Here is a 23,706-nt window from a genome sequence, read left to right on the forward strand (position 1 = left end):
AGATGTCGAAGAGCTATAATCCCGCGGCGGTGTGGAAGCCTTTTGGCGCGTTCTCCATGGTGAAAATCCATGAGGGCGGGCAACTCGTTCACCTAAAAGGCCAAGTTTCGCTTGACCGTGAAGGGCAGATTGTCGGGAAGGGCGATATGCGGGCTCAGGTCCGCCAAACCCTCGAAAACATCAAGGCCGTGCTCGCGGCCATCGGTGGGGAGATGGCCGATATCGTATCGCTGGCCCAGTATACGACCGACATAGAGCGGTTCATGGCGTCGGGAGACATCCGCAAGGAGTTCTTTTCAGAGTCCTATCCCGTAACGACAACCGTCGAGATCGTGCGACTTTATCATCCGGACTTGCAGATCGAAATCACGGCAATAGCCGAGATACCTCGAAATCGGTTCAGAATGCCGGCAGATTGAAAATCGCTGTTGCGAGGCTACTGCTTGCGCGCCTCCGGCGCCGGCATTTCCGGCGGCGGCAGCGGGATCGAGATGCCTTCGCTGTCGAAAGCCTGCTTGGCGCGCTTGGTCATGTCGGTCTGGGTCGAGAAATAGTCGGCGGCCGACGTCCAGTAGCGCAAGGTGAGCGAAACGGTGGTGTCGCCGAGATTTGCCACGAAGGCGATCGGCGCCGGTTCGCGCCGGATGCGCTTTTCGGCGCCGGCGATGGCAAGCAGCGTCTTTTGCGCGCGGTCGATGTCGTTCCAGGAGCCGATGCTCAAGCTCACGTCGGTGCGGCGCACGCCGTTGCGGGTGAAATTGCGCACCGGCTGGTTCCACAGCGTCGAATTGGGCGCCAGCACATAGACGCCGTCGACGGAGCGCAGCTTGGTGGCGAAGAGGCCGATCTCCTCGATGGTGCCGGCAATCGAGCCGACCTCGACATATTCGCCGATGCGGAAGGGCCGGAGCGCCAGAAGCATGATGCCGGCGGCGATGTTCTGCAGCGTGCCTTGCAGAGCCAGCCCGATGGCCAGGCCGATTGCGGCTATTGCCGCGATGATGGAGGCGGTCTGCACCCCGAACTGGCCGAGCACCATGATGGTGACCAGGATCAGGATGGCGTAGCGGACGATCTTGGAGAAGAAATGACGCAAGGTCGCGTCGAAGCCGTGGATATGGCCGAGGCCGGCGGAGATCGAGCGCTCGGCGACACCAGCGACGAAATAGCCGACAACCAGCAGGATTATGGCGCCGATGGCCGAGAAGGAATAGGAAACGATCAGCGTGCTCAGCTGCGCAAGCCCGGCCTGGATGGTGATGAGGGCGCTTTGCGGGTCGGTTGGCATGGATGAAGTCCCCATTGGTCAGTGAGCCGATAACCTATGCAAAGCGCAAAGGGTTCCGATTTTTTCGGGACGACGGAGCCTGCCAAGCAGAGCCGCGTTGGCGCGGGCAGGGCGCGCCCGTCTTGAAACTGCAATGGAACTCTGCCTATCTATGTGGTGTCACCTTTTGCATGGTGATTTGGTTGTTCTTGTTGGGAAAGGAAACACACTGAGAACAGCACTGCGGAAGAAGGCTGACATCATGCCTTCGCCGGCAGGGATCAGCGGAAACGACGCCGCGTCCCTCGCCATCGACACAGTCCTTGCCAGTCTGGAAGACTCCAAGGCCGAAAACATCGTCTCAATCGACATCCAGGGAAAATCGAGCCTCGGCGACTACATGGTCATCGCCTCGGGCCGATCGCACCGTCATGTCTCGGCTGTCGCCGATCACCTCCTCAAGGCGCTGAAGGATGCCGGCCTCGGCACGGCGCGCGTCGAGGGGCTGGCGGGCGCCGACTGGGTCCTGATCGATTCGGGCGACATCATCGTCCATGTCTTCCGCCCCGAAGTCCGCGAATTCTACAATCTGGAAAAGATGTGGCAGGCGCCGGATCTCGAGGAAGAGACCTTGCACTGAGCCTTGATCCGTGTGCCGTGAACCGTCACGGTGCGCGTTAAGACAAGCTCGCCGGGGCGAGGATGAAGATCACCGTTCATGCCGTGGGCCGGATGAAGACCGGCCCCGAGAGAGAGCTCGTCGACCGCTATTTCGAGCGCTTTTCGAAGAGCGGGCCCGCAGTCGGGCTGGAATTTGCCGGCATTGTCGAGGTTCCCGAGAGCCGCGGACAGAGCGCCGACGAGCGCCGCCGCGAGGAAGCCCAGAGGCTGCAGGCCCAGTTGCAGCCGGGCACTGTTCTCATCCTGCTCGACGAACGCGGCAAGTCGCTCTCCTCGGAGGACCTGGCCGCCCGCATCGGCCAGTTGCGCGACGGCGGCCGCAAGGCGCTCGTCGTCGCCATCGGCGGCGCCGACGGCCATGACAGATCCTTGCGCGAGCAGGCGGACCTGGTGCTGTCGTTCGGCGCGCTGACCTGGCCGCACCAGCTGGTGCGCGTGATGCTGGGCGAGCAGCTCTACCGGATCGCCACGATCCTTTCCGGTCATCCGTATCATCGATCGTGAATAACGGCATCGGCCGAAAAGCTGGGGATTGCCGGCCTGCGCCGCGATTTCCGCCTCAATCGCGCGGCAACCGGGTTATTGGGCGCTTCCAACATGGTTGATGGTTCGTTAACGAAGCGGCGGATACAGTCGAGGCCTGATGTCTGAAGGCTGGAATTCCAGAACGCGCGCTTGGCGCAGCCGCTGCGGTTTGACCCTTGTCGCCGCCGTGGTCACGCTCGGGCCGGTCCGGGCGGCCGAAAATTCGCTCGACCTTGCACCCGATCCGGATCAGAGCCGGGCCGAATACGAGCAGGTTTCCAAGGAGATTACCTTGTCGTCGGAGCGGCTGGGCAAGCTCGCCGCCGACATCGCCTCGGTGCGGAAGGACTATGCCTCGATCACCGCGGCGCTCATCCAGTCGGCGATGACGGAGCAGAAGCTCGGCCAGGATATCGAGGATATCGGCGCCAAGCTCGAAGGGCTGAAGGCCGAGCAAGGAAAACTGCGCGCCTCGCTCATGGCGCGGCGCGACGTGCTGGCCGAGGTGTTGGGCGCCCTGCAGCGCATGGGGCTCAATCCGCCGCCGGCGATCCTGGTCAAGCCCGAAGATGCGCTGTCGTCGGTGCGCAGCGCCATCCTGCTCGGCGCCGTCGTGCCGGAATTGCGCCAGCAGACCGACAGGCTGATGGCCGACCTCAAGGAGCAGACCCGGGTGACTGCCTCGATCGAGGCAGAACGGGCGAGACTCACCACCGCCGTCACCGACCAGACGGCCGAGAAGAAGCGGCTCACCATGCTGCTCGAAGCCAAGAAGAAGCTGCAGGCCGACACCCAAACGGCGATGGCGGTCGAACAGCAGCACTCGCAGCAGCTGGCGGCGAAGGCGAGCAGCCTCAAGGACCTGATCGCCTCGCTCGAAGCCGACAAGGCGCGCAAGGGGCAGGACCAGGTCAAGGCGGGCGAGCGGAAATCGACGGACAACGACACGACGGCCTCGACCACCGAGCTCGCCGCGCTGCCGGTGCCGGAGGCCAACCGCCTCACCGGATCGGCGCCGTTCTCGGCATTGCAAGGCCAGATCGCGCTGCCTGTCATCGGCAAGATCAAACTGCGTTTCGGCGCCGACGACGGCAATGGCGAGGCGATGCAGGGCGACATGGTTGCGACACAATCGGGAGCCATCGTCACCGCGCCGGCGGATGGAAACGTGCTTTATGCGGGGCCGTTTCGCTCCTATGGTCAACTCTTGATCCTCAATGCGGGCGACGGTTATCATGTCGTCCTGGCGGGGATGAGCAGAATCAGCGTCGCGACCGGACAGTCGGTGCTCGCAGGAGAGCCGATCGGCGCGATGGGAGAGGCCCGGGTGGCAAGCACCTCGGCCTCGCGAAATGGAAATGCGGCGCTGGAACTCTATGTCGAGTTCCGCAAGGATGGAAAACCCGTCGATCCGGCCCCATGGTGGGCGGACCGATTTTCTGGAAGGACGTGAAATGATGCGGAAACTGTCGCTTCTGTTTGCCGGCGCGCTGATGGGCGCATCGGCAATGAGCCTGGTCTACGGCGCACCGGGTTCGGCGGCGAACGCTGCGGGTTCGGAAACCTACAAGCAGCTGGCGATCTTCGGCGACATCTTCGAGCGCGTGCGCGCCAATTACGTGACGCCGCCGGACGACAAGTCGCTCGTCGAGAACGCCATCAACGGCATGCTGGCCTCGCTCGACCCGCACTCCTCCTACATGAACGCCGAGCAGGCGCAGGACATGCGCGTGCAGACCAAGGGTGAGTTCGGCGGCCTCGGCATCGAGGTCACCATGGAGAACGACCTCGTCAAGGTCATCACGCCGATCGACGACACGCCGGCCGCCAAGGCGGGTGTGCTGTCAGGCGACTACATCGCCAAGATCGACGGCGAAGAGGTGCGCGGCCTCACCCTCAACGACGCGGTCGAGAAGATGCGCGGACCGGTCAACACGCCGATCAAGCTCACCATCCTGCGCCAGGGCGCCGACAAGCCGATCGAAATCACGGTGGTGCGCGACGTCATCAAGGTCAAGGCGGTGAAGTACCGGGTCGAGAACGACATCGGCTACATGAAGATCACCTCCTTCACCGAGAAGACCTATGATGATCTCGAGAACGCCATCGAGAACATCAAGAAGCAGGTGCCGAACGACAAGCTGAAGGGCTACGTGCTCGACCTGCGCCTCAATCCGGGCGGTCTGCTCGACCAGGCGGTCAGCGTGTCGGATGCCTTCCTCAAGCGCGGCGAGATCGTGTCGACCCGCGGCCGCGATCCGAAGGACGTCACCCGCTTCGACGCCAAGCCGAAGCAGGTCGACGACATCAACGGCAAGCCGATGATCGTGCTGGTCAATGGCGGCTCGGCGAGCGCCTCGGAAATCGTCGCCGGCGCGCTGCAGGACCTGCGCCGCGTCACGGTGGTCGGCACGCAGTCCTTCGGCAAGGGCTCGGTGCAGACCATCATCCCGCTCGGCGAGAATGGCGCGCTGCGGCTCACCACGGCGCTCTATTACACGCCGTCGGGCAAGTCGATCCAGGGCAAGGGCATCACGCCCGACATCAAGGTCGACCAGCCGCTGCCGCCGGATCTGCAGGGCCGCGACCTGACCCGCGGCGAATCCGATCTCAAGGGCCACATCAAGGGCGCCGACGAGAGCTCCACCGGTTCGGGCTCGGCTGCCTATGTGCCGCCGGATCCGAAGGACGACCTGCAGCTGATTTATGCCGAGCAGCTTCTGCGCGGCGAAAAGACCGATCCGTCGTTCCCGCCGAATCCGGACAAGGCCGTGCTGAACCAGTAATGCGGTCCGGCTCTGGCCGGCTGCGCGAAGCAATGCAATGCTGCCGGGGCCGCGAGGTTCCGGCAGTTTGATTCGGGGACCGCGGTTGGGGCGCCACGCGTCTGGGGTATCGCGCCAGCGATTGCGAAGTTTACGCGAGATGTCACGAAAAAGTGACCCTGGCGGGCTTCCGGGGAAACACGACTTGGCTGAGATCGGCAAGGACATCGAACGCCCGCTCGGACAGACGCTCCGGCCTCAGCGCAAGGCCTCGCGCGGCATCGGCTCCGGCTCGCTCGTCGCTGTGCTGGCCGTGCTTGCCGTGATCGGTGTTTCCGGCGCTATCGCGCTGCGTGAAAAGCCGTTCCGCAAGCCGGAAGAAGTGGCTGTTTCGACGCCGAAGGTCACCGCTGCGCCTGCGGCGGCAGCGGCGCCCGCGCCGGCTCCGGTAGCCGCGGCGACGCCACAGGCCAGCACGCCGATGAAGAGCGGCGGCCCGCAGATCATCCACGTCCAGACCGAAGAGGGCGACGGCCCGCCCAAGGCGGCGATCGTGATTCGCGATCCGTCGACGCTCGGCCAGAACCTCAAGGTCGCCCATATCCCGGACAGGGCGCTGATCGAGGCCAGCGACACCGGTCCGCTGCCGATGCGCTCCGCCGACGGCAGGCGGCCTTTCGACGTCTATGCGCGGCCTTGGTCGGGCGCGCGCGGGGCACGGGTGGCGATAGTCATCGGCGGACTCGCCGTCTCGCAGACCGGCACGCAAGCCGCGATCGCCAAGCTGCCGGCAGAAGTGACGCTGGCTTTCGCGCCGCAAGGCAACAGCATCGGCCGCTGGATGCAGGCGGCAAGGCAGAGCGGGCATGAAATCGTCATGCAGGTGCCGCTCGAGCCGTTCGATTATCCGAATGTCAATCCCGGCCGCAACACGCTGACGGTGTCGGCCAGCCCGGACGAGAACCTGAAGAGCCTGCACTGGGCGCTGTCGCGCACGACCAACTATACCGGGGTCATGAACTATATGGGCGCGCGCTTCTCGACCGACGCCTCGGCGATGGAACCGTTCATGGCCGAGCTAGGCAAGCGGGGGCTCGCCTATATCGACGACGGGTCGTCCGCCCGTAGCGTTGCGCCTGACCTTGCGCTCAAGGACGGCGTGCCGTTCGTTGCCGGCGACATGGCGATCGATGCCGTGCAGGACCGCGGCGAAATCCTCAAGAAGCTGGACAGCCTGGAAGCCACGGCGCGGGCCAAGGGCAGCGCCGTCGGCATCGGTTCGGCCTTCGATATCACCGTCGACACGGTGACGTCCTGGATTGCCGAAGCGAAGAAGCGCGGCATCGAGATCGTGCCGATCTCGGCGGTGGCGATCGATCCGCAAAAAGGCTAACCCTACCCGCCTCGCCGAAGTCAATCCTCAAAGACGGCTGGAACGCTGACCCATGGCCAAGAAGATCGATCCTGAAACGCTGCCTTACCGTCCGTGCGTCGGGCTGATGATCCTCAACGGAGCAGGCCTGGTCTGGGTCGGGCACCGCATCGCCGAACCGGACAGCGAGTTCGCCGGCACGACGCAACTCTGGCAGATGCCGCAAGGTGGCATCGACAAGGGCGAAGAGCCGATCGAGGCCGCGGGCCGCGAGCTCTACGAGGAAACCGGCATGCGCAGCGTGTCGCTGCTGGCCGAGGCGCCGCGCTGGATCAATTACGACCTGCCGGAGCATCTGGTCGGCGTCGCCTTCAAGGGCCGCTATCGCGGCCAGACGCAGAAATGGTTCGCCTATCGCTTCGAGGGCGACGAAAGCGAGATCGAGATCAATCCGCCGCCCGGCGGCCATACCGCCGAATTCGACGAATGGGCCTGGCGGCCGATGCGGGATCTGCCGGAGCTGATCGTGCCGTTCAAGCGCAAGGTCTACGAGCAGGTCATCGCAGCATTCCAGCATCTCGTCCGCTGAGCGGTCGTCCGCCCCGGTTGTCGCGCCGGCCCTGTGGCCGTATTGATTGCCGATGCAATGAGCGGGGGTCGCCATGAACGACGACACCGGACGCGGGTTTCCGGCACATGATTCAAGCAGCGGTTCGACGGTGAGCAAGGCGGCCGCCGGCGCGATCCTGACGATCGACCTCGGGGCCATCCGGGAAAACTACCGCCGGCTAAAGGTGCGACTCGACGGCGTTCGCTGCGCGGGCGTGCTCAAGGCTGACGGCTACGGGCTTGGCGCCGCGCAAGTGGCATCGGCGCTGGCGAAGGAGGGCTGCGACATCTTTTTCGTCGCGCTGCTCGGCGAGGGCATCGCGCTGCGCAAGGCGATCGGGCCCGGGCCCGACATCTTCGTGCTGAACGGGCTGCCTCCGGGTTCTGAACCGGAAGCCGCGGCGGCTCGGCTTTGGCCGGTCATCAACAGCGCCATGCAACTGAAGGCCTGGCGCGAGATCGCGCGAGGCATGGGCCAAAGCCTACCTGCCGCGATCCAGGTCGACAGCGGCATGGCCCGGCTCGGCATGGCGCCGGCGGAAGTCGAGGCGGTCGTGGGCGAGGCCGGCGCCTTCGACGGCGTCGACATCCGTTTCGTGATGAGCCATCTCGCCCGCGCCGACGAGCCGCAACAGGCGGCGAACGAGAAGCAGCGACGCGAATTCGAATTGCTGCGCAATATGCTGCCCGCGGCGCCCGCCTCCCTGGCCAACTCGTCTGGGATCTTTCTCGGACCGGCCTACCACTACGACCTTGCCCGCCCGGGAGCCGCGCTCTACGGCGTCAATCCGACGCCCCATGCACCCAATCCGATGCTGCCGGTGATAGGGCTGCAAGCCAAGGTGGCGCAGACGCGGCGGGTCGGCGCGGGCGCGGGCATCGGCTATGGCCACACCCATCAAGCCGAGGGGCCGCTTGGGCTGGCGACCATTTCGCTGGGCTATGGCGACGGCTGGCACCGGCGCGCCGCTTCGGCCGCCTGGTTCGAGGGCGTGCGGTTGCCGTTCATCGGGCGCGTGTCGATGGACTCGATCGTCCTCGACATTTCGGCGCTTCCGGCCGGCCGGCTCAGGGAAGGCGAGCTCGTCGAGCTCATCGGTCCCTCGCAAAGCGTCGACGACGCGGCCGGCCACGCCGGCACCATCGGCTACGAGATATTGACCAGCCTGGGTGCGCGCTTTCACCGCCGCTACCTAGGAGCTTGAGACAGGCGCCTTGCTTGACAAGCCGGGGCTTCTCGGCAAGGTTCGGAGCATGAGCAACCTCGCTTATACCAAAACCTGCTTCAGGGTTTGCCCCATCGCGGGAGCGTAGCCCCGACGTGGCCGCCAATGCCGGCGGCCGCGTGAACCGGGGCGTTTAATTCCAGACATTTTCATCGAGCCGGCGGCCTTTGCGGCCCGGCTTTGTTCGCCGCCTTCGACGTGGCGGCTTGCGCGCATTCGCTTCGCCGATGCGCCAGCATATGAGGTATGCCATGCCCACAGCAACGCAATCGCGTTCCACCATCCTTGTCAGCGCGGCGGAACACGACCGGCTGAGCAGTCTCGCCAAGGCCTTTCTCAACCGCACGCCCGATATGGCCGAGGACCTGCTTGCCGAGATGGACCGCGCCCGGGTCGCCACCGAGGCGGCAATGCCCGCCGACGTGGTGCGGATGGGCTCGACGGTGACGCTTCAGAATCCGGAAGGAAGCCTTCAGACGGTGACGCTGGTCTATCCGGCCGAGGCCGACATCGCCGAAAGACGCATATCGGTGCTGACGCCGCTTGGAACCGCGCTGATCGGCGCGCGCGCCGGCCGCACGGTCTCCTGGCGGAGCCGCGACAGCCGGGTTCTCTCGGCAACGATCGACGCCGTCGAACAGACGCGGAGGGCGCCATGACCAGGGCCGTCTACCGGCTGACGGCCAAGGACTTCGCGGTGATCGAGGCGATGCTGATGCGCCGCCGCGCGTTTGCCGATCCGATCGCGCCGATGCTCGAACGCAAGCTCGCCGAAAGCCGCGTCATTGCGACGGGAGCCGTCGATCCCGACCTTGCCACGCTCAACAGCCGGGTGATCTTCCGCGTTGGCGGCGGTTCACTTCAGACGCGGACGCTGGTGCAGGCCGAAGCATCCGCTCCCGTCGGCTCCGGCCTGCCGGTCGCCACGTGGCGCGGCCTTTGCCTGCTTGGCATGAAAGCGGGCCAATCGGCGCTGGCCGAGCGGCCCGACGGCCCTGCCGAGGAGATCCTTCTCGAGGATGTGGCCTATCAGCCGGAGGCCGCGCGGCGAGCGGCGCAGGATCGCGCCGCCGAGCGACCTCGCCACGGCCTCAAGCTGGTCCACAGCACATCCGCCGGTGACTGGGCCCTTGGCGGGCGCGGCAAAATCCGGCAGACAGAAGGGGACGATCCGGGCCCTTCCGCGGCATGATCGGCCTTTGAGGGAGCATGGAATGAAAGTCATCGTGCTGGGCGGCGGCGTGATCGGAGTCACCACCGCCTACTTCCTCGCCGAGGCCGGTCATGAAGTGACCGTCTACGATCGCCAGCCGGGGCCGGCGCTCGAAACCAGCTTCGCCAATGCCGGCGAAGTATCGCCGGGCTATGCCTCGCCCTGGGCCGGGCCCGGCATCCCGGTCAAAGCCGTCAAATGGCTGTTGATGAAACACGGACCGCTGGTGGTGCGGCCGGCCTTCGACCCGAATATGTGGACGTGGCTCCTCAAGATGCTGCGCAACTGCACGGCCGAGCGCTACGCGCTCAACAAGTCGCGCATGGTGCCGCTTGCCGAATACAGCCGCGACACGCTGAAAGCGCTGCGCGAGGCGACGGGCATCACTTACGACGAACGCAGCAAAGGCACGCTGCAGCTCTTTCGCAAACAGAAGCAGCTCGACGGCACCGGCGGCGACGTCGAGGTGCTGAAGAAATATGGCGTGCCCTATGAAATCCTCGATCGCGACGGCTGTACCGCGGCCGAGCCGGCCCTTGCGGCGGTGCGCGATAAATTCGTCGGCGGCCTCAGGCTTCCGGGTGACGAGACCGGCGACTGCAAGATGTTCACCGACAAGCTCGCAGAACTCTGCGTAGCGCGCGGCGTGACCTTCGAATACGGCTCGACCATCCGGCGCATCGTCAGGAACCGCAATCGCCTCACCAATGTGCTGACCGATCGCGGATGGAGATCCGCGGACGCCTTCGTGATGGCGATGGGCAGCTATTCGGCGCAGTTCATGCGCTCGCTGGGGCGCCCAATTCCGGTCTATCCGGTCAAGGGCTATTCGATCACCGTGCCGATCAGCAATGCCGAGGCAGCACCGGTGTCGACCGTCATGGACGAGACCTACAAGGTGGCGATCACCAGGCTCGGCGACCGCATCCGCGTCGGCGGCACGGCGGAGATTTCGGGCTATGATCTTCGCTTGCAGGAATCGCGCCGCCGCACGCTCGAACACTCGGTCGGCGATCTCTTTCCCGGCAGCGGCGACCTCAAGGCGGCGAGCTTCTGGTGCGGCTTGCGGCCGATGACGCCGGACGGACCGCCCTTGATCGGGCAAAGCGAGGTCGCCAACCTCTTTCTCAACACCGGCCATGGCACGCTCGGCTGGACCATGGCTTGCGGCTCGGCCAAGGTGCTGGCCGACATCATGTCGAACCGGGTGCCGGAGATCAACGCGCGCGACCTTAGCCCGGAACGCTACCTCAAACCTATCTGACGGGCTTTGCAGCTGCTTCGGCGGGGCTCGCGTCAGAATGCCTGCCGGACCCAGGTGTCGCTGAACAGCAGCCGGTAGGCCCAACCGATGGTGACATTGGTGGCGACCGGGCGCGAATGGGCGAGGTAATCGTCATAGACCGGCTTCATGCGGCGGTAGAAAGCCGGATCGAGCACGACCATGCCGTTCTCCGAGTCATGGAAGAAGCTGCGGTTGTTGAGGTTGACCGAGGAGATGGCGACCAGCCTTTCGTCGATCATCATGATCTTGGAATGCAGCACGACATCCGGCGCCTTGAACTCGCGGATGTCGATGCGGTCGCCATATTTCTCGACGAACAGCTTGTTGAGCGCGGTGAGGAATCGCCCGCCGATGTCGCCCTTGAGGTCGATACGGCCGACGACGTCGATCTTCACGCCCCTGGCCAGCGCCCGGTCGAAGGTCCGAGCGATATCCGGCGTCAGGTTGAGATAGGGATTGACGATCTCGATGCGATGCTCGGCGGTGTCGATCAGTTCGACGAAATAGGCCTCCAGCGCGTGCCCGTCCTCGTAGGGAACGGAAATGAAATGCCGCGCCACGCCGCGCGGGCTTCCACCGGGAACCGGAATGGAAAACGGCCGCGACAGGTTGGTGTCAGCGTCGCGCAGCCAGATTGTCGACAGATGCGCGGCCAGCGTCTCGACGGTCGCCGGGTCGGCGATCTCGATGTCGAAATCGCTCCAGTTGGAATAGTAATTCAGCGAGAAGCCGTCGGTCTTGCCGTATTGCTCCAGGTCCGGATAGCGGGTCAGGTCGACGGGCTTGTGGAACAGGAAGCCGTCATGGATGTTGCGCCCGCCGATGATGACGCGCGAGCGACCGGGCTCTTCGGCCAGCGTCGCCAGCATCTTGATATGGTGAACCTTGTGCAACTGCGAGATCTGCTCGTCGAACGGCGCGCCGTGGTCCGCCTGCCAGCGATATTCCTGTAATTGGACGTTGGGGAACTCAGCCGCCAGCCGGTGCAGCAGCGCGTCGTCCTTCTCACGCTCCAGCACGTCGGTCACCAGGATGCGCACCTTGGTGCCAAGTGCTGCGTGATGGCGGATCAGCCGCTCCATGATGCGGCCGGAGAAATCCGCCTTGAACTCTAGCGACGACAGATAGATCAGCCGGAGTTTCGGCGCGCTTGAGAAATCGAGCGGCAGTTCGGGGTCGGCCTTGTCGATGGCGCTGTCGGGCAGCGTCCTGCCGAGCAGGGCCTCGACCTTGGCGTTGAAGCCGTCGCGCGATTTGCGCAGCAGGGTCGGCGACCCCAGCGCCAGCGCGCAGGTCTGCGACAGCCAGCGGCTGGCATAAAAGACGCGGTCGAGTTCCTCCATCCCCGCCGGGTCGGGCACCGGGCAGCGGTCGTAGCGGCTGTCGAGCCCCGCGATCCAGGGATCGGCGGTCTCCTCGCGCAGCAAGGTCAGCGGCGCGCCGGCCGGCGCCAGGGTGGAGCCGACGCGTAGATCGCAGCGGGTCAGCGCCTGGTCCGGAAACAGGCTGACGGAGGTTTCGGCGACGGGCAGGCTTAGATGGAATGGAGAGGCCGCTGCGACGGTGATGGATCGCCCCGACGCGCGGATCGCGAGCGGGCCGTTGCAGGTGCCGCCGATGTCGACTTGCAGGTGCCCCGCCTGGCGCAGCACGATCTCGACCGAGCGCGCCTGCAGGCCGGAGAAGCTGAAGGTCTTGGGCGCCGAGGGCCGCGCGGCGGCATCGAGATAGAGCGTCTGGCGCGACATGCGCCAACGGCCGGTGAACCGGCCTTCGCCCGGCTTGCCTCGTGTCGGCGCCAGCTCGGTGTCGTCGAGCGGTTTGGCGAGCCGTTGCAGCGTCGGATAGGTCGTGTGGAAGCCGCTGTTCTGGACATCGCGCCAGTCGCGGCCGAAACGGCCGGTGCCGTTGGCGCGGTCGAGCGCATCGAGGCGGCTTTGGGCGAGCAGCGCCTGGAACTGCTTGTCATAGGCGCTGTTGCCGTCGCCTGCGAAGTAGTGGGCTCCGGCTATCTCGGCGCCGCTGCTGTCTGCCGAGACCGGCAGGCGGCCGCAGGCGCCGTCGCCCGGAAAGAAGGCGCAGGCCGAATGCCCAGGCATGCCGGCGCAACCGGCAAGCGCTGCCAGCGCCAGTCCAAGCAACGCCCTGGTTATGGCCGACCCGAGCTTCATCCAGTTGCCCCGTTCATGGCCTTGAGCTGGGCCGGATCACGTGGCGGCATGAAACCTTGCGGAAAGATCCTGCAGACCGGAAACGCGAAGGTGGCGATCAGCAATTCTGCCTCGTTTCGCATTTTGCGCGGCGCCGTCCGGTCGTCGCGGATATTCCTCGCGGAGGCGACGAGCGTGCCGTCGCAGTCGCAATGATTGTGCCGGGCAATGTAGCAGGCGTCGTGGACCTGGCAGGCGGCGTCGAGACGGTCGACCGGCTTTGCCGACAGATCGCCGGTGCGCGTGCCCGGGCCGCAATAATTGCCGATGACGAAAGGCGAGGGGCGCGCCATGGCGTAGCGGATCGGCTTTGGCAGCTCCGCTTCCGGAACCTTGGTCCAGGGGTTGGCGCAGTCCGACAGAAAAATCAGCGGCAAAATGGCAAGTACGGCTCGCATTTCTCCGCCGGCGTTCCGAAGATTGTCCCCCTTGCGCCCGGTCATGACATGGCCAGGCGCGCTGGTGCCACAGTGGCTGAATTTGTGGCGGAGGCAAGGCGGCAACGACCAACTGCCTGTGATAGGATCGGCCGCGGCGAGGGGACTTTGGGATGCGTCTTTTTCTTTTGGCGACGGCGGCCGCATATCTGACCTGCGCCACGGCGGCGCTTGCCGCGGACAAGACCGTTCGCGACAAGGAGCACGGCTTTTCGCTGACCTATCCCGAGGAATGGACGAGCGAAACCACCTTTGGCAATACCATGCGGCTCAAGGTCAAATCTGGCGAAGAAGGCCTGACCTGCAGGGTGTCGCAAAATCTCTACGACCCGACCGCCCCGGACAATCCGCCCGATCCCAGGGCATTCATCGAGAAGGAGTGGTCGGCGGAAAACTGGCAGACCATGATCGGCGTCGCTTATCAGTCGGCCGGCTTCAGCCAGGACCGGCTGACGCATTTTCCTGACGGCTATCCGGTGCGGATCGCCGACATGGATTTCCACTACGCCGACGACAATGTCAGCTTCTACGGCCATTCCCGCATCGCGCTGACGCTGCGCAGCTCGCATTACGGCTTCGTCGATTGCGGGGTCACGGGCGACAGCGCCGACGAGGCGGCGCGCAAATGGGCGCCGCTTGCGGACGAAGCCGGGAAAGTGGTGAGTTCGTTCGTGCTCGACGCGGATTAGACAAAAAGACCGCGCTCGCGTTCCACCACTTTGGTGATGAAATTGGCGACGAGCTGGACGCGGCGCAGCGGCCTCACCGATTCATGATAGACCAGCCAGTAGGCGCGGCGGATGGGCGCGACGATGTCGACGGACACAAGCTCCGGCATCGAACGGGCGACGAAAGTGTGCAGGATGCCGATGCCGGCGCCGGAGCGCACCGCCTCGGCCTGGCCGAGCGCCGAGGAGATGGCGAAGCTGGTGCGCCATTCGGGGCTGAACTCGGCGGCATAGTCGAGCGACGGGCTGACGATGAGGTCCGGCACATAGCCGATCAGCGTGTGCCGGCCGAGTTCGGCCGGCACTTTCGGCAGACCGTTGGCTTCGGCATAGGCGCGGGAGGCGAAGAGGCCGAGCGTGTAGTCGACCAGCTTGCCCGCCACCAGCCGCCCTTCGCTCGGCCGCTCGACGGTGATCGCGATATCGGCCTCGCGCCTGGACAGCGAGAAGGAGCGCGGCACCGGCACCAACTGGATGGTGAGCTCACGATGCAGCGCGGTCAGTTCGCCCAGCCGCTTGGCCAGGAAGGCGACGCCAAATCCATCGGGCGCGCCGATGCGCACGGTTCCCGAAACATCGTCGCCCTCGCCGGCAATCGTCGAGCGCGCGGCGATCATGTCGCCTTCCATGCGCTCGGCTATGTCGAGGAAGCGCTCGCCGGCCGGCGTCAATTCGCTGCCGGTGGTCAGGCGGCGGAAGAGCTTTGTCCTCAGCGCTTCCTCGAGCGCGGCGATGCGGCGCGAGACGGTGGCGTGGTTGAGCTCAAGGCGCTTGGCCGCGCCGAGGATCTGCCCGGCGCGCGCCACGGCCAGGAAGATGCGGACGTCATCCCAGTTCATAAGAAATCCCCGACGACAGCGCACCTGTCATTTGCGACAATTAATGCACACTCCATTGTCGTTGTCTATTTTCCGCACAACGGTTGCGTTTTGGCTCGCGTTGCCATCGCCGCCGCAAAGGCGGACAATGCGTCAATCACCAAACAAGGGAGAGAAGGCATGATCGAATACGGTCATTTCATCGGCGGCAAGCGTGTCGCCGGCACCAGCGGCCGCAAGCAGGATGTGATGCAGCCGATGGACGGCTCCGTGCGCGGCACGGTGGCGCTCGCCTCGCAGGCGGAACTGCGCGCCGCGGTCGAGAACGCCAAGGCGGCGCAGCCGAAATGGGCCGCCACCAACCCGCAGCGCCGCGTGCGCGTGCTGATGAAATTCCTCGAGCTGGTCGCCCGCGACTATGACGAACTGGCCGACATACTGGCGCGCGAGCACGGCAAGACGATCGCCGACGCGCGCGGCGACATCCAGCGCGGCCTCGAAGTGGTCGAGGTCTGCATCGGCGCCCCGCACATGATGAAGGGCGAGTTCACCGACGGCGCCGGTCCCGGCATCGACGTCTATTCGATGCGCCAGCCGCTCGGCGTCGTCGCCGGCATCACGCCGTTCAATTTCCCGGCCATGATCCCGCTGTGGAAGATCGCGCCGGCCATTGCCTGCGGCAACGCCTTCATCCTGAAGCCGTCGGAGCGCGATCCGGGCGTGCCGATCCGTATCGCCGAACTGTTCATCGAGGCCGGCCTGCCTGCCGGCATCCTCAACGTCGTCAACGGCGACAAGGAAGTGGTCGACGCCATCCTCGACGATCCGGACATCAAGGCGATCGGCTTTGTCGGCTCGACACCGATCGCGCACTACATCTATTCGCGCGGCACCGCGGCCGGCAAGCGCGTGCAGTGCTTCGGCGGCGCCAAGAACCACATGATCATCATGCCCGACGCCGACATGGACCAGACGGTCGATGCGCTGATCGGCGCCGGCTACGGCTCGGCCGGCGAGCGCTGCATGGCGATCTCGGTGGCGGTGCCTGTCGGCAACGACACCGCCAACCGGCTGATGGAGAAGTTGGTGCCGCGCGTGGAAAGCCTGAAGGTCGGCCCGTCGACCGATTCGGCGGCCGATTTCGGCCCGCTGGTGACGGCGCAGGCGCTAGAGCGCGTGAAGGGCTATGTCGATATCGGCGTCAAGGAAGGCGCCAAGCTCGTCGTCGACGGCCGCGGCTTCAAGATGCAGGGCTATGAGAACGGCTATTATATGGGCGGCTGCCTGTTCGACAACGTGACGGCCGACATGCGCATCTACAAGGAAGAGATCTTCGGGCCGGTGCTATCGGTGGTGCGCGCGCCGCGCTACGAGGACGCCATCAAACTCGCCAACGACCACGAGATGGGCAACGGCGTCGCCATCTTCACCCGCGACGGCGATGCCGCGCGCGACTTCGCCAGCCGCGTTCAGGTTGGCATGGTCGGCGTCAACGTGCCGATCCCGGTTCCGATCGCCTATTACACCTTCGGCGGCTGGAAGGCGTCGTCCTTCGGCGACCTCAACCAGCACGGTCCGGACGCCTTCCGCTTCTACACCAAGACCAAGACGGTCACGTCGCGCTGGCCGTCCGGGATCAAGGACGGTGCGGAATTCGTCATTCCGACGATGAACTAGCCGGACGGTTTCCTTGTTTGCGCGTCCTCGCCACTTCGTGGCTGCGGGCGCGCGGCGAGGCATCAAGGACGGCGCGGAATTCGTCATCCCGACGATGAACTGAGCCCGGACAGGTCGTCCAAGCCAACATTGGGGAGGCGCGGTGCAAGCCGCGCCTTCTTTTTGTGGATGCAGGTGGAATGCTGCGGCTTTCGTCCACCAGCCTTGCACTGTCCAGATCACGCCGCCAAAGGCGAAGCGCAACTTCAGGTGCATGAATTCTGATGCATCGCGCGAGGAGAGCATCCGCACCTTCTAATAATTCCATCGCCGTGTGATGGAACCAACAGACCACCCTCCGTCTTAGGCTGTATTCCTGCCATGCGTGCAGGCAAATCAAACAGCGCCGGTGGCAGCCGGGGTTCGCGTCTGGCGCGAGGAGGTGTCAGATGACACGATTTCTTATGGCGACAATGCTGGCGGCGGCGGTGGTCACCGGTGGATCGGCGTCGGCGAACGCGGCGGCGCAATGCGCTCCGCGCGCCGACATCATCAAGGCGCTCGGCGACAAGTTCCACGAAAGCGAGGCCGGGCGCGGTCTGATCAATCCTAACGTCGTGCTCGAGATCTTTGTGTCGGATCAGGGCAGTTGGACCGTGCTTGCCTCCGACACCAAGGGGCAAAGCTGCATCCTTTCCGTGGGCGAGGGCTGGGACAGCCCTACGATCGCGGCAGCCATGCCAGGCGCATGAGAAATTCGCCGTAGAGTGTCCGCTCCCGGGTTGGTTGCGGGCGGCTCAGGCGCTGTCAGCGCCCCCGCTTGTTTACGGAGCGAAGCTTCACCATATCGAATCCAGGGAGTCATGATCTCCCTGGGACAGACCGGAAACCAGAAGGAGCGACGTGATGAAGACGTCCAATCCGGCCTGGAGCCTTCCGGCACACTGAGGCGGCCGAATGTGCCTCCCTTGCCGGAATGCGAAGGCGAAGGAGGTGCCCCCCCATGGCACGCGATTTTTCGTTTCGATGGGTCAAGCTTGCAGTCGTTGGCGCCCTGATGGCGCTATCGGCTATCCCGGCGCGGGCGCAAGTCATCTGTGGCGGCCATGACTATCTGGTTGCGAGGCTGGCGGAAGCATTCGAGGAGAAGCGGCTGGGATATGGCGTGGCCGGTCAAGCCGCCCTCTTCGAAGTGTACGTCTCGGCAAGCGGAACCTGGACCATCCTGATGACCGACGTCAAAGGCCAGAGTTGCATCCTGGCGGCGGGCGACGGGTGGGAAGACACGCAGGGCCACCGCGGTCGGGCAGCCGGGCGGCTGAGGACGCCTCGGGCAGGCGCTGACCCCGCTCAGCGCGTGGCGGCCACCTCGGCATGACCGCGCAGCAGCGCCATCAGTTTCTTGGCGTCCTTGGCGGCGCCTTCCTCGTCGCCGTCGAGGATGGACCGGATCAGCGCCACGTGGTGCTCTGCTGATTCGGCCAGCCCGGTGTCGGCCTTGTAGCGATACCAGAAGCGGCGGCTGTGCGTCTGCAAGGGGGCGGCCACGCGCGCCGCGAAAGGGTTGTCGGCGGCGATTGCCAGCGCTTCGTCGAGCGCCTTGTCGGCCTGGATGAAGGCAAGCACGTTGCCGGAGATCACCGCCTTCTGCATGGCCAGGGCCGCCTCGTGGAACAGGTCGGCGGCCTCGCGGGTGACGAAGCGTGCGGCCGAGCGGGCGAGCACCACCTCGATGCCGCGCCGCGCATCCAGCACCCGCAGCCAGTCGCCGGCGTGAAGCGGCGCGACCGCGATGCCAGCGCGGGGTCTTATGTCGAGAAGGCCTTCCCAGGCGAGCCTCTGGATCGCCTCGCGCACGGGGGTGCGTCCGAGACCCAGCCGCTCGATCAGTGCGCCTTCGGTGACGAAGCTCGACGGCGCCAGCTCGAGCGTGACGATCATGTGCTCCAGCGCGCGGTAGGCCTTGGTCGCCGCCGGCTCGAAGGTCGCGTTCGTGTCAGCGGATATCAGAGGGGAGATCAATGGCAGGCTCCTGATATATTTTTCATATATCATAGTGGATTCAGCATTGACGAGCCAGCTTTTAATAGATATACGACTGATATATCAATCGGAGAAACAAACCATGTGGACCGGAGTTTTCCCCGCCGTCACGACCAAATTCACAGCCGACGACCGACTCGACCATGCCGAGATGGAGCGCTGCTACGGACTGCAGATGGAGGCCGGCTGCGACGGCATCATCGTGTGCGGCTCGCTCGGCGAAGGGCCGATGCTGTCGCCGGACGAAAAGATCGAAGTGCTGAAGACGGCGCAGAAAGTCGCCGGCAAGAAGCCGGTGCTTTTGACCGTCAACGAGCCCGGCACGCGCGAGGCGGCTGTTATCGCCAAGCGCGCCGCCAAGGAAGGCGCCGATGGGCTGATGGTGGTGCCGAGTCCGATCTACCACACCGACCCGCAAGAGACGGTCGCCGCCCTTCGTGCAGTTGCGGAAGCCGGCGACCTGCCGGTGATGATCTATTCCAACCGGCTCGCTTATCGCGTCGACGTGACCGTCGAGCTGATGGAGGAGCTGGCGTCGGACAAGCGTTTCGTCGCCATCAAGGAATCGTCCGACGACATCCGCCGCTCGACCGAGATCATCAACCGGTTCGGCGACCGCTACGACCTCTTCACCGGTGTCGACAATCTCGCCTTCGAGGCGCTGTCGGTCGGCGCCATCGGCTGGGTCGCCGGCCTCGTCACCGCCTTCCCGCGCGAGACGGTAGCGATCTACCAACTGATGAGAGAGGGCCGCCGCGAGGAAGCGCTGGCGATCTACCGCTGGTTCCGGCCCTTGCTCGACCTCGATGTCTCCACCTATCTGGTCCAAAACATCAAGCTTGCCGAAGTGCTGGCGATCGGTACCAATGACCGTGTGCGCATGCCGCGCCAGCCGCTGTCGGGCGAACGCCGCAAGGCGGTCGAGAAGATCGTCCGGGATGCGCTGGCGGTGCGGCCGAAGCTGCCGTCGTTCCAGAACTCTCCTCGATCGACGGAAAAGCTGGTGGCGGCCGAATAAGGGAACAGCCTTCACGTGCAGAAAAATTCCGAGGAGGGGCGCCGCCCCTCATCCGCCCTTCGGGCACCTTCTCCCCGTGAACGGGGAGAAGGGGAAGACATCGCCATCATCGGTGGCGGCATCGTCGGTATCTGCGCCGCGACCCTGCTGTCTGAAGCGGGTCGCGGCGTTACCGTCTTCGATCGTACCGGCATCTGCGAGGAGACGAGCTCCGGCAACGCCGCCGCTTTCGCCTTCTCCGACGTGCTGCCGCTGGCGCATAAGGGCATGATCCGGCAATTGCCGAAATGGCTCGCCGACCCGCTCGGACCTTTGGCCATCCCGCCGGCCTATCTGCCCAAGCTGCTGCCCTGGCTGATCCGCTTCTGGCGCGCGGGCGCCGCCAAACACTACGAAGCGAGCCTGGCGGCGCAGGTCGGTATGATGAAGCTCGCCGAAGCCGAATGGATGGGACTGCTCGACCGCTCCGGCACGCGGCCGATGCTGCGCGAGGATGGTTCGCTGGAATTCTATGAGAGCGAGGCGGAGTTCCGTGCCTCGCTGCCCGGCTGGGCCGAGCGCGGGCGTTTCGGCATCGGCTTTCGCCATGTCGAGGGCGAGGAAATGGCAGCGCTCCAGCCAGGTCTGGCGCCGCGCTTCGTCAAGGGGACCTTCGTGCCAGGCTGGAAAACGGTCGCCGATCCCAAACTGCTCGGCAAGGCGGTCTGGGCCTATGCGGAGAGGCTCGGCGCCCGTTTCGAGCATGCGCGTATCGAACGCGTGGAAGCGGACGCAAACGGCGCCACGATCGTCCTGGCCGACGGCACCAGGCGGAGGGCAAGGAAACTCCTGATCGCCGCGGGCGCCTGGTCGCATCTCCTGGCGAGGAATCTCGGCGACCGCATTCCGCTCGAAACCGAGCGTGGCTACAACACGACGCTGCCGGTGTCCGCCTTCGACGTGAAGCGGCAGCTGATCTTTTCCGGACATGGCTTCGTCATCACGCCGCTGGAGACCGGCCTGCGCGTCGGCGGCGCGGTCGAGCTCGGCGGCATCGAGCGGCCGCCCAACTTCGCGCGGTCGAAGGCAATGCTGGAGAAGGCGAAGCGTTTCCTGCCCGGGCTCGACCCGTCGGGCGGACGCGAGTGGATGGGTTATCGCCCGTCGCTGCCGGACTCCTTGCCGGTGATCGGCGCGGCGCGCGCGCCGAATGTCTTTTATGCCTTCGGGCACGGCCATCTCGGCCTGACCCAGTCGGCGGCGACCGGCCGCTTGATCCGCGATCTCGTTGTCGGGCAGACTCCGCCGCTCGATCTCACCCCATTCCGTCCAGAGCGTTTCTGAAAAGAGAATATGATGGCCAAGAAATCCTTCTTCTGCATCGACGGCCACACCTGCGGCAATCCGGTGCGGCTGGTCGCCGGCGGCGGGCCATTGCTCGAGGGCTCGACGATGATGGAGCGGCGGGCGCATTTCCTCGCCGAATATGACTGGATCCGCACCGGGCTGATGTTCGAGCCGCGCGGCCATGACGTGATGTCGGGCTCGATCCTCTATCCGCCGACGCGCGAGGACTGCGACATCGCCATCCTGTTCATCGAGACCTCGGGTTGCCTGCCGATGTGCGGCCACGGCACCATCGGCACAGTGACGATGGCGATCGAGCATGGGCTGGTGAAGCCGAAGACGCCGGGCGTGCTGAGGCTCGACACGCCGGCCGGCCTGGTCATCGCCGAATACAAGCAGGTCGGCGAATATGTCGAGGAGGTGCGCATCACCAACGTGCCGTCGTTCCTCTATGCCGAAGGCCTGACCGTCGAATGCCCGGTGCTCGGCGAGATCAACGTCGACGTCGCCTATGGCGGCAATTTCTACGCCATCGTCGAGCCGCAGCAGAATTACCGGGACATGGCCGACTATTCGGCGGGCGACCTCATCGCCTGGAGCCCGGTGGTGCGGCAGCGCCTCAACGAGAAATACTCCTTCGTGCATACGGAGAATCCCGGCATCAACCGGCTGTCGCACATGCTGTGGACCGGCAAGCCGAGGCATGCCGAGGCCGACGCCCGCAACGCCGTGTTCTATGGCGACAAGGCGATCGACCGCAGCCCTTGCGGCACCGGCACCTCGGCACGCATGGCGCAGCTCCATGCCAAGGGCAGGCTCAAGCCCGGCGACAGTTTTGTCCACGAATCCATCATCGGCTCCCTGTTCAAGGGCAGGGTCGAAAAAGAGGTCAGCGTCGCCGGCAAGCCGGCGATCATCCCCTCGATCGGCGGCTGGGCCCGCATGACCGGGCTGAACACGATCTTCATCGACGACCGCGATCCGTTCGCGCACGGCTTCGTCGTCACCTGATACGATCAGGGGCATGCGCTTTGGCTTCGCTTTCCGCTTTCGCCGTCACCTGATCGCGGAACCAGTTGGCGAATTGACTTCGGCCGCTGAGGGCCGAGCCGACATCGTCAGAAAATAGGGCTTGTCGTCATCGATCGCCACCCGAGGGGGCCGAAAAGCACAGTCTCAATGGAGAGGGAGGCTCTGCTTGCTGAAACGTCGCTTCAAGGCTTTTCTATTTCGGCGAGACGCCTTCCGCCGAAGGCGTCTCGCCGTCACATGGCCGTCACAGATGGCGCAAACCTCACCCAACGGAAGCCGCGGCGGTCGAAAAAGCAGCGCCTCGGTTCTTGCAAGAATTCTTCTCATCAAATTATTTTGACGCCGATTTCTTCGACATGAGGCCCATCATAAGGTTGAATCGTCAAAGACATTGCGTTGTGCCAATGCTACGGTCCGCGATAGTCCAGGGGTCGGGCGCAAAAAAACGGGCAATCGGACGGCGTGCTTCCAAACCACGCAGAGCGATTGAAAAATCACGTTGCAATCCGGGCTCGAAACTTTACGACTAGGGGAAATACGAAAAGGAATGCGTCCTGAAAGGCGACATTCCAGGGGAGCCGCATAAATATGCAGTACTTCGTCCAGCAGCTTATCAATGGGCTGACGTTGGGATCGATCTATGGCCTGATCGCGATCGGCTATACGATGGTCTATGGCATCATCGGCATGATCAATTTCGCCCATGGCGACATCTTCATGGTCGGCGCCTTCACCGCGCTCATTGTCTTCCTGATCCTTGGCGCATTGTTCTATTCGGTGCCGGTCGTGGTGGCGCTTCTGATCATGATGATCGTGGCGATGCTGCTCACCAGTCTCTACAACTGGACGATCGAAAAAGTGGCCTATCGGCCGCTGCGCGGATCGTTCCGGCTGGCGCCGCTGATCACCGCCATCGGCATGTCGATCGCGCTGTCCAATTTCGTGCAGGTCACGCAAGGCCCGCGCAACAAGCCGATCCCGCCGATGGTGTCGCAGGTTTACACGATCGACGGCATCAGCATCTCGCTGAAGCAGATCATCATCGTGCTGGTCACCGCCGCGCTGCTGGTGATCTTCTGGTATCTCGTCAACAGGACGGCGCTCGGGCGGGCGCAACGCGCCTGCGAGCAGGATCGCAAGATGGCGGCGCTGCTCGGCATCGACGTCGACCGCACCATCTCCATCACCTTCATCATGGGGGCCGCCCTTGCCGCCGTCGCCGGCACGCTGTTCCTGATGTATTACGGCGTCGTGGTGTTCTCGGACGGCTTCGTGCCGGGCGTGAAGGCCTTTACGGCAGCCGTGCTGGGCGGCATCGGCTCGCTGCCCGGCGCGGTGCTCGGCGGACTGCTCATCGGCTTCATCGAGAGCATGTGGTCGGCTTATTTCTCGATCGACTACAAGGACGTCGCCGCTTTCTCGATCCTGGCGATCGTGCTCATCTTCCTGCCCTCCGGCATCCTCGGCCGGCCTGAAGTCGAAAAGGTCTGATCTC

The 23,706-nt window shown here is 64.7% G+C and carries 24 protein-coding genes; 19 read left to right on the plus strand and 5 right to left on the minus strand.

Features of this window, described 5'->3' with window-relative positions; genetic code table 11:
• Nucleotides 1-2 precede the first annotated feature (2 nt).
• Nucleotides 3-419: a RidA family protein gene (locus FJ414_RS22205; RefSeq protein WP_140646521.1), complete on the plus strand. Its 417-nt coding sequence runs from the start codon at nucleotides 3-5 to the stop codon at nucleotides 417-419.
• Between the two features lie 17 nt (nucleotides 420-436).
• On the opposite strand, the gene FJ414_RS22210 is transcribed toward FJ414_RS22205, so the two are convergent.
• A complete protein-coding gene (locus FJ414_RS22210; RefSeq protein WP_140646522.1) occupies nucleotides 437-1,288 on the minus strand; it encodes a mechanosensitive ion channel domain-containing protein in 852 nt (283 codons plus the stop codon).
• Nucleotides 1,289-1,529: 241 nt separating this feature from the next.
• Here FJ414_RS22210 and rsfS point away from each other — a divergent pair, with 241 nt between their 5' ends.
• The 10 genes from rsfS to FJ414_RS22260 all read left to right on the plus strand — a co-directional run bounded on the left by rsfS (nucleotide 1,530) and on the right by FJ414_RS22260 (nucleotide 10,922).
• Complete coding sequence (gene rsfS / locus FJ414_RS22215) at nucleotides 1,530-1,907, plus strand: ribosome silencing factor (RefSeq protein WP_140646523.1); 378 nt, start codon at nucleotides 1,530-1,532, stop codon at nucleotides 1,905-1,907.
• Between the two features lie 62 nt (nucleotides 1,908-1,969).
• Nucleotides 1,970-2,452, plus strand: coding sequence for a 23S rRNA (pseudouridine(1915)-N(3))-methyltransferase RlmH (gene rlmH / locus FJ414_RS22220; RefSeq protein ID WP_140646524.1), 483 nt, complete (start codon nucleotides 1,970-1,972; stop codon nucleotides 2,450-2,452).
• 139 nt (nucleotides 2,453-2,591) lie between these two features.
• A complete protein-coding gene (locus tag FJ414_RS22225; RefSeq protein WP_140646525.1) occupies nucleotides 2,592-3,926 on the plus strand; it encodes a murein hydrolase activator EnvC in 1,335 nt (444 codons plus the stop codon).
• A gap of 1 nt (nucleotide 3,927) precedes the next feature.
• Complete coding sequence (locus tag FJ414_RS22230) at nucleotides 3,928-5,259, plus strand: S41 family peptidase (RefSeq protein WP_181166921.1); 1,332 nt, start codon at nucleotides 3,928-3,930, stop codon at nucleotides 5,257-5,259.
• Nucleotides 5,260-5,443: 184 nt separating this feature from the next.
• Entirely contained in the window at nucleotides 5,444-6,631 is a 1,188-nt protein-coding gene (locus FJ414_RS22235) for a divergent polysaccharide deacetylase family protein (RefSeq protein WP_140646526.1), read from the plus strand.
• Nucleotides 6,632-6,683: 52 nt separating this feature from the next.
• Entirely contained in the window at nucleotides 6,684-7,199 is a 516-nt protein-coding gene (locus FJ414_RS22240) for an RNA pyrophosphohydrolase (RefSeq protein ID WP_140646527.1), read from the plus strand.
• A gap of 73 nt (nucleotides 7,200-7,272) precedes the next feature.
• Nucleotides 7,273-8,424: an alanine racemase gene (gene alr / locus FJ414_RS22245; RefSeq protein ID WP_140646528.1), complete on the plus strand. Its 1,152-nt coding sequence runs from the start codon at nucleotides 7,273-7,275 to the stop codon at nucleotides 8,422-8,424.
• 272 nt (nucleotides 8,425-8,696) lie between these two features.
• Nucleotides 8,697-9,104 (plus strand): nucleoside diphosphate kinase regulator, encoded by a 408-nt coding sequence (rnk, locus tag FJ414_RS22250; RefSeq protein WP_246672476.1) that lies wholly within the window; start codon nucleotides 8,697-8,699, stop codon nucleotides 9,102-9,104.
• The gene (locus FJ414_RS22255; RefSeq protein ID WP_140646529.1) at nucleotides 9,101-9,637 is read left to right on the plus strand and encodes a nucleoside-diphosphate kinase; all 537 of its coding nucleotides are present in this window, start codon (nucleotides 9,101-9,103) and stop codon (nucleotides 9,635-9,637) included. Before rnk ends, FJ414_RS22255 begins: the two co-directional genes overlap by 4 nt.
• Entirely contained in the window at nucleotides 9,564-10,922 is a 1,359-nt protein-coding gene (locus FJ414_RS22260) for a D-amino acid dehydrogenase (RefSeq protein ID WP_348640018.1), read from the plus strand. The genes FJ414_RS22255 and FJ414_RS22260 overlap by 74 nt, the downstream gene beginning before the upstream one ends.
• A 32-nt stretch (nucleotides 10,923-10,954) precedes the next feature.
• Here the strand turns inward: FJ414_RS22260 and FJ414_RS22265 are convergent, their stop codons facing one another.
• Nucleotides 10,955-13,114: a phosphatidylserine/phosphatidylglycerophosphate/cardiolipin synthase family protein gene (locus FJ414_RS22265; RefSeq protein ID WP_140646531.1), complete on the minus strand. Its 2,160-nt coding sequence runs from the start codon at nucleotides 13,112-13,114 to the stop codon at nucleotides 10,955-10,957.
• Nucleotides 13,111-13,551, minus strand: a complete 441-nt coding sequence (locus tag FJ414_RS22270) for a hypothetical protein (RefSeq protein ID WP_140646532.1) — start codon at nucleotides 13,549-13,551, stop codon at nucleotides 13,111-13,113. The genes FJ414_RS22265 and FJ414_RS22270 overlap by 4 nt, the downstream gene beginning before the upstream one ends.
• Nucleotides 13,552-13,703: 152 nt before the next feature.
• Here FJ414_RS22270 and FJ414_RS22275 point away from each other — a divergent pair, with 152 nt between their 5' ends.
• Nucleotides 13,704-14,279: a hypothetical protein gene (locus FJ414_RS22275; RefSeq protein WP_140646533.1), complete on the plus strand. Its 576-nt coding sequence runs from the start codon at nucleotides 13,704-13,706 to the stop codon at nucleotides 14,277-14,279.
• On the opposite strand, the gene FJ414_RS22280 is transcribed toward FJ414_RS22275, so the two are convergent.
• A complete protein-coding gene (locus FJ414_RS22280; protein ID WP_140646534.1) occupies nucleotides 14,276-15,157 on the minus strand; it encodes a LysR family transcriptional regulator in 882 nt (293 codons plus the stop codon). The two genes, FJ414_RS22275 and FJ414_RS22280, sit on opposite strands and share 4 nt — an antisense overlap.
• Nucleotides 15,158-15,316: 159 nt before the next feature.
• Here FJ414_RS22280 and FJ414_RS22285 point away from each other — a divergent pair, with 159 nt between their 5' ends.
• The 3 genes from FJ414_RS22285 to FJ414_RS22295 all read left to right on the plus strand — a co-directional run bounded on the left by FJ414_RS22285 (nucleotide 15,317) and on the right by FJ414_RS22295 (nucleotide 18,170).
• Nucleotides 15,317-16,813, plus strand: coding sequence for a CoA-acylating methylmalonate-semialdehyde dehydrogenase (locus tag FJ414_RS22285; RefSeq protein ID WP_140646535.1), 1,497 nt, complete (start codon nucleotides 15,317-15,319; stop codon nucleotides 16,811-16,813).
• Between the two features lie 428 nt (nucleotides 16,814-17,241).
• Nucleotides 17,242-17,544, plus strand: a complete 303-nt coding sequence (locus tag FJ414_RS22290) for a hypothetical protein (RefSeq protein ID WP_140646536.1) — start codon at nucleotides 17,242-17,244, stop codon at nucleotides 17,542-17,544.
• Nucleotides 17,545-17,795: 251 nt separating this feature from the next.
• Nucleotides 17,796-18,170, plus strand: a complete 375-nt coding sequence (locus FJ414_RS22295; protein WP_181181679.1) for a hypothetical protein — start codon at nucleotides 17,796-17,798, stop codon at nucleotides 18,168-18,170.
• On the opposite strand, the gene FJ414_RS22300 is transcribed toward FJ414_RS22295, so the two are convergent.
• A complete protein-coding gene (locus tag FJ414_RS22300; RefSeq protein WP_226892092.1) occupies nucleotides 18,143-18,847 on the minus strand; it encodes a GntR family transcriptional regulator in 705 nt (234 codons plus the stop codon). The genes FJ414_RS22295 and FJ414_RS22300 overlap by 28 nt on opposite strands.
• 70 nt (nucleotides 18,848-18,917) lie before the next feature.
• Here FJ414_RS22300 and FJ414_RS22305 point away from each other — a divergent pair, with 70 nt between their 5' ends.
• The 4 genes from FJ414_RS22305 (at nucleotide 18,918) to FJ414_RS22320 (ending at nucleotide 23,702) form a co-directional block, all read left to right on the plus strand.
• The gene (locus FJ414_RS22305) at nucleotides 18,918-19,853 is read left to right on the plus strand and encodes a dihydrodipicolinate synthase family protein (RefSeq protein WP_140646537.1); all 936 of its coding nucleotides are present in this window, start codon (nucleotides 18,918-18,920) and stop codon (nucleotides 19,851-19,853) included.
• A 15-nt stretch (nucleotides 19,854-19,868) separates the two neighbouring features.
• Nucleotides 19,869-21,176, plus strand: coding sequence for an FAD-binding oxidoreductase (locus FJ414_RS22310; RefSeq protein ID WP_181181680.1), 1,308 nt, complete (start codon nucleotides 19,869-19,871; stop codon nucleotides 21,174-21,176).
• Between the two features lie 12 nt (nucleotides 21,177-21,188).
• A complete protein-coding gene (locus tag FJ414_RS22315) occupies nucleotides 21,189-22,190 on the plus strand; it encodes a 4-hydroxyproline epimerase (RefSeq protein WP_140646538.1) in 1,002 nt (333 codons plus the stop codon).
• A gap of 609 nt (nucleotides 22,191-22,799) precedes the next feature.
• The gene (locus FJ414_RS22320) at nucleotides 22,800-23,702 is read left to right on the plus strand and encodes a branched-chain amino acid ABC transporter permease LivH (protein WP_140646539.1); all 903 of its coding nucleotides are present in this window, start codon (nucleotides 22,800-22,802) and stop codon (nucleotides 23,700-23,702) included.
• Nucleotides 23,703-23,706 lie beyond the last annotated feature (4 nt).

The organism is Mesorhizobium sp. B3-1-6 (genome assembly GCF_006439555.1).
Lineage (GTDB): Bacteria > Pseudomonadota > Alphaproteobacteria > Rhizobiales > Rhizobiaceae > Mesorhizobium.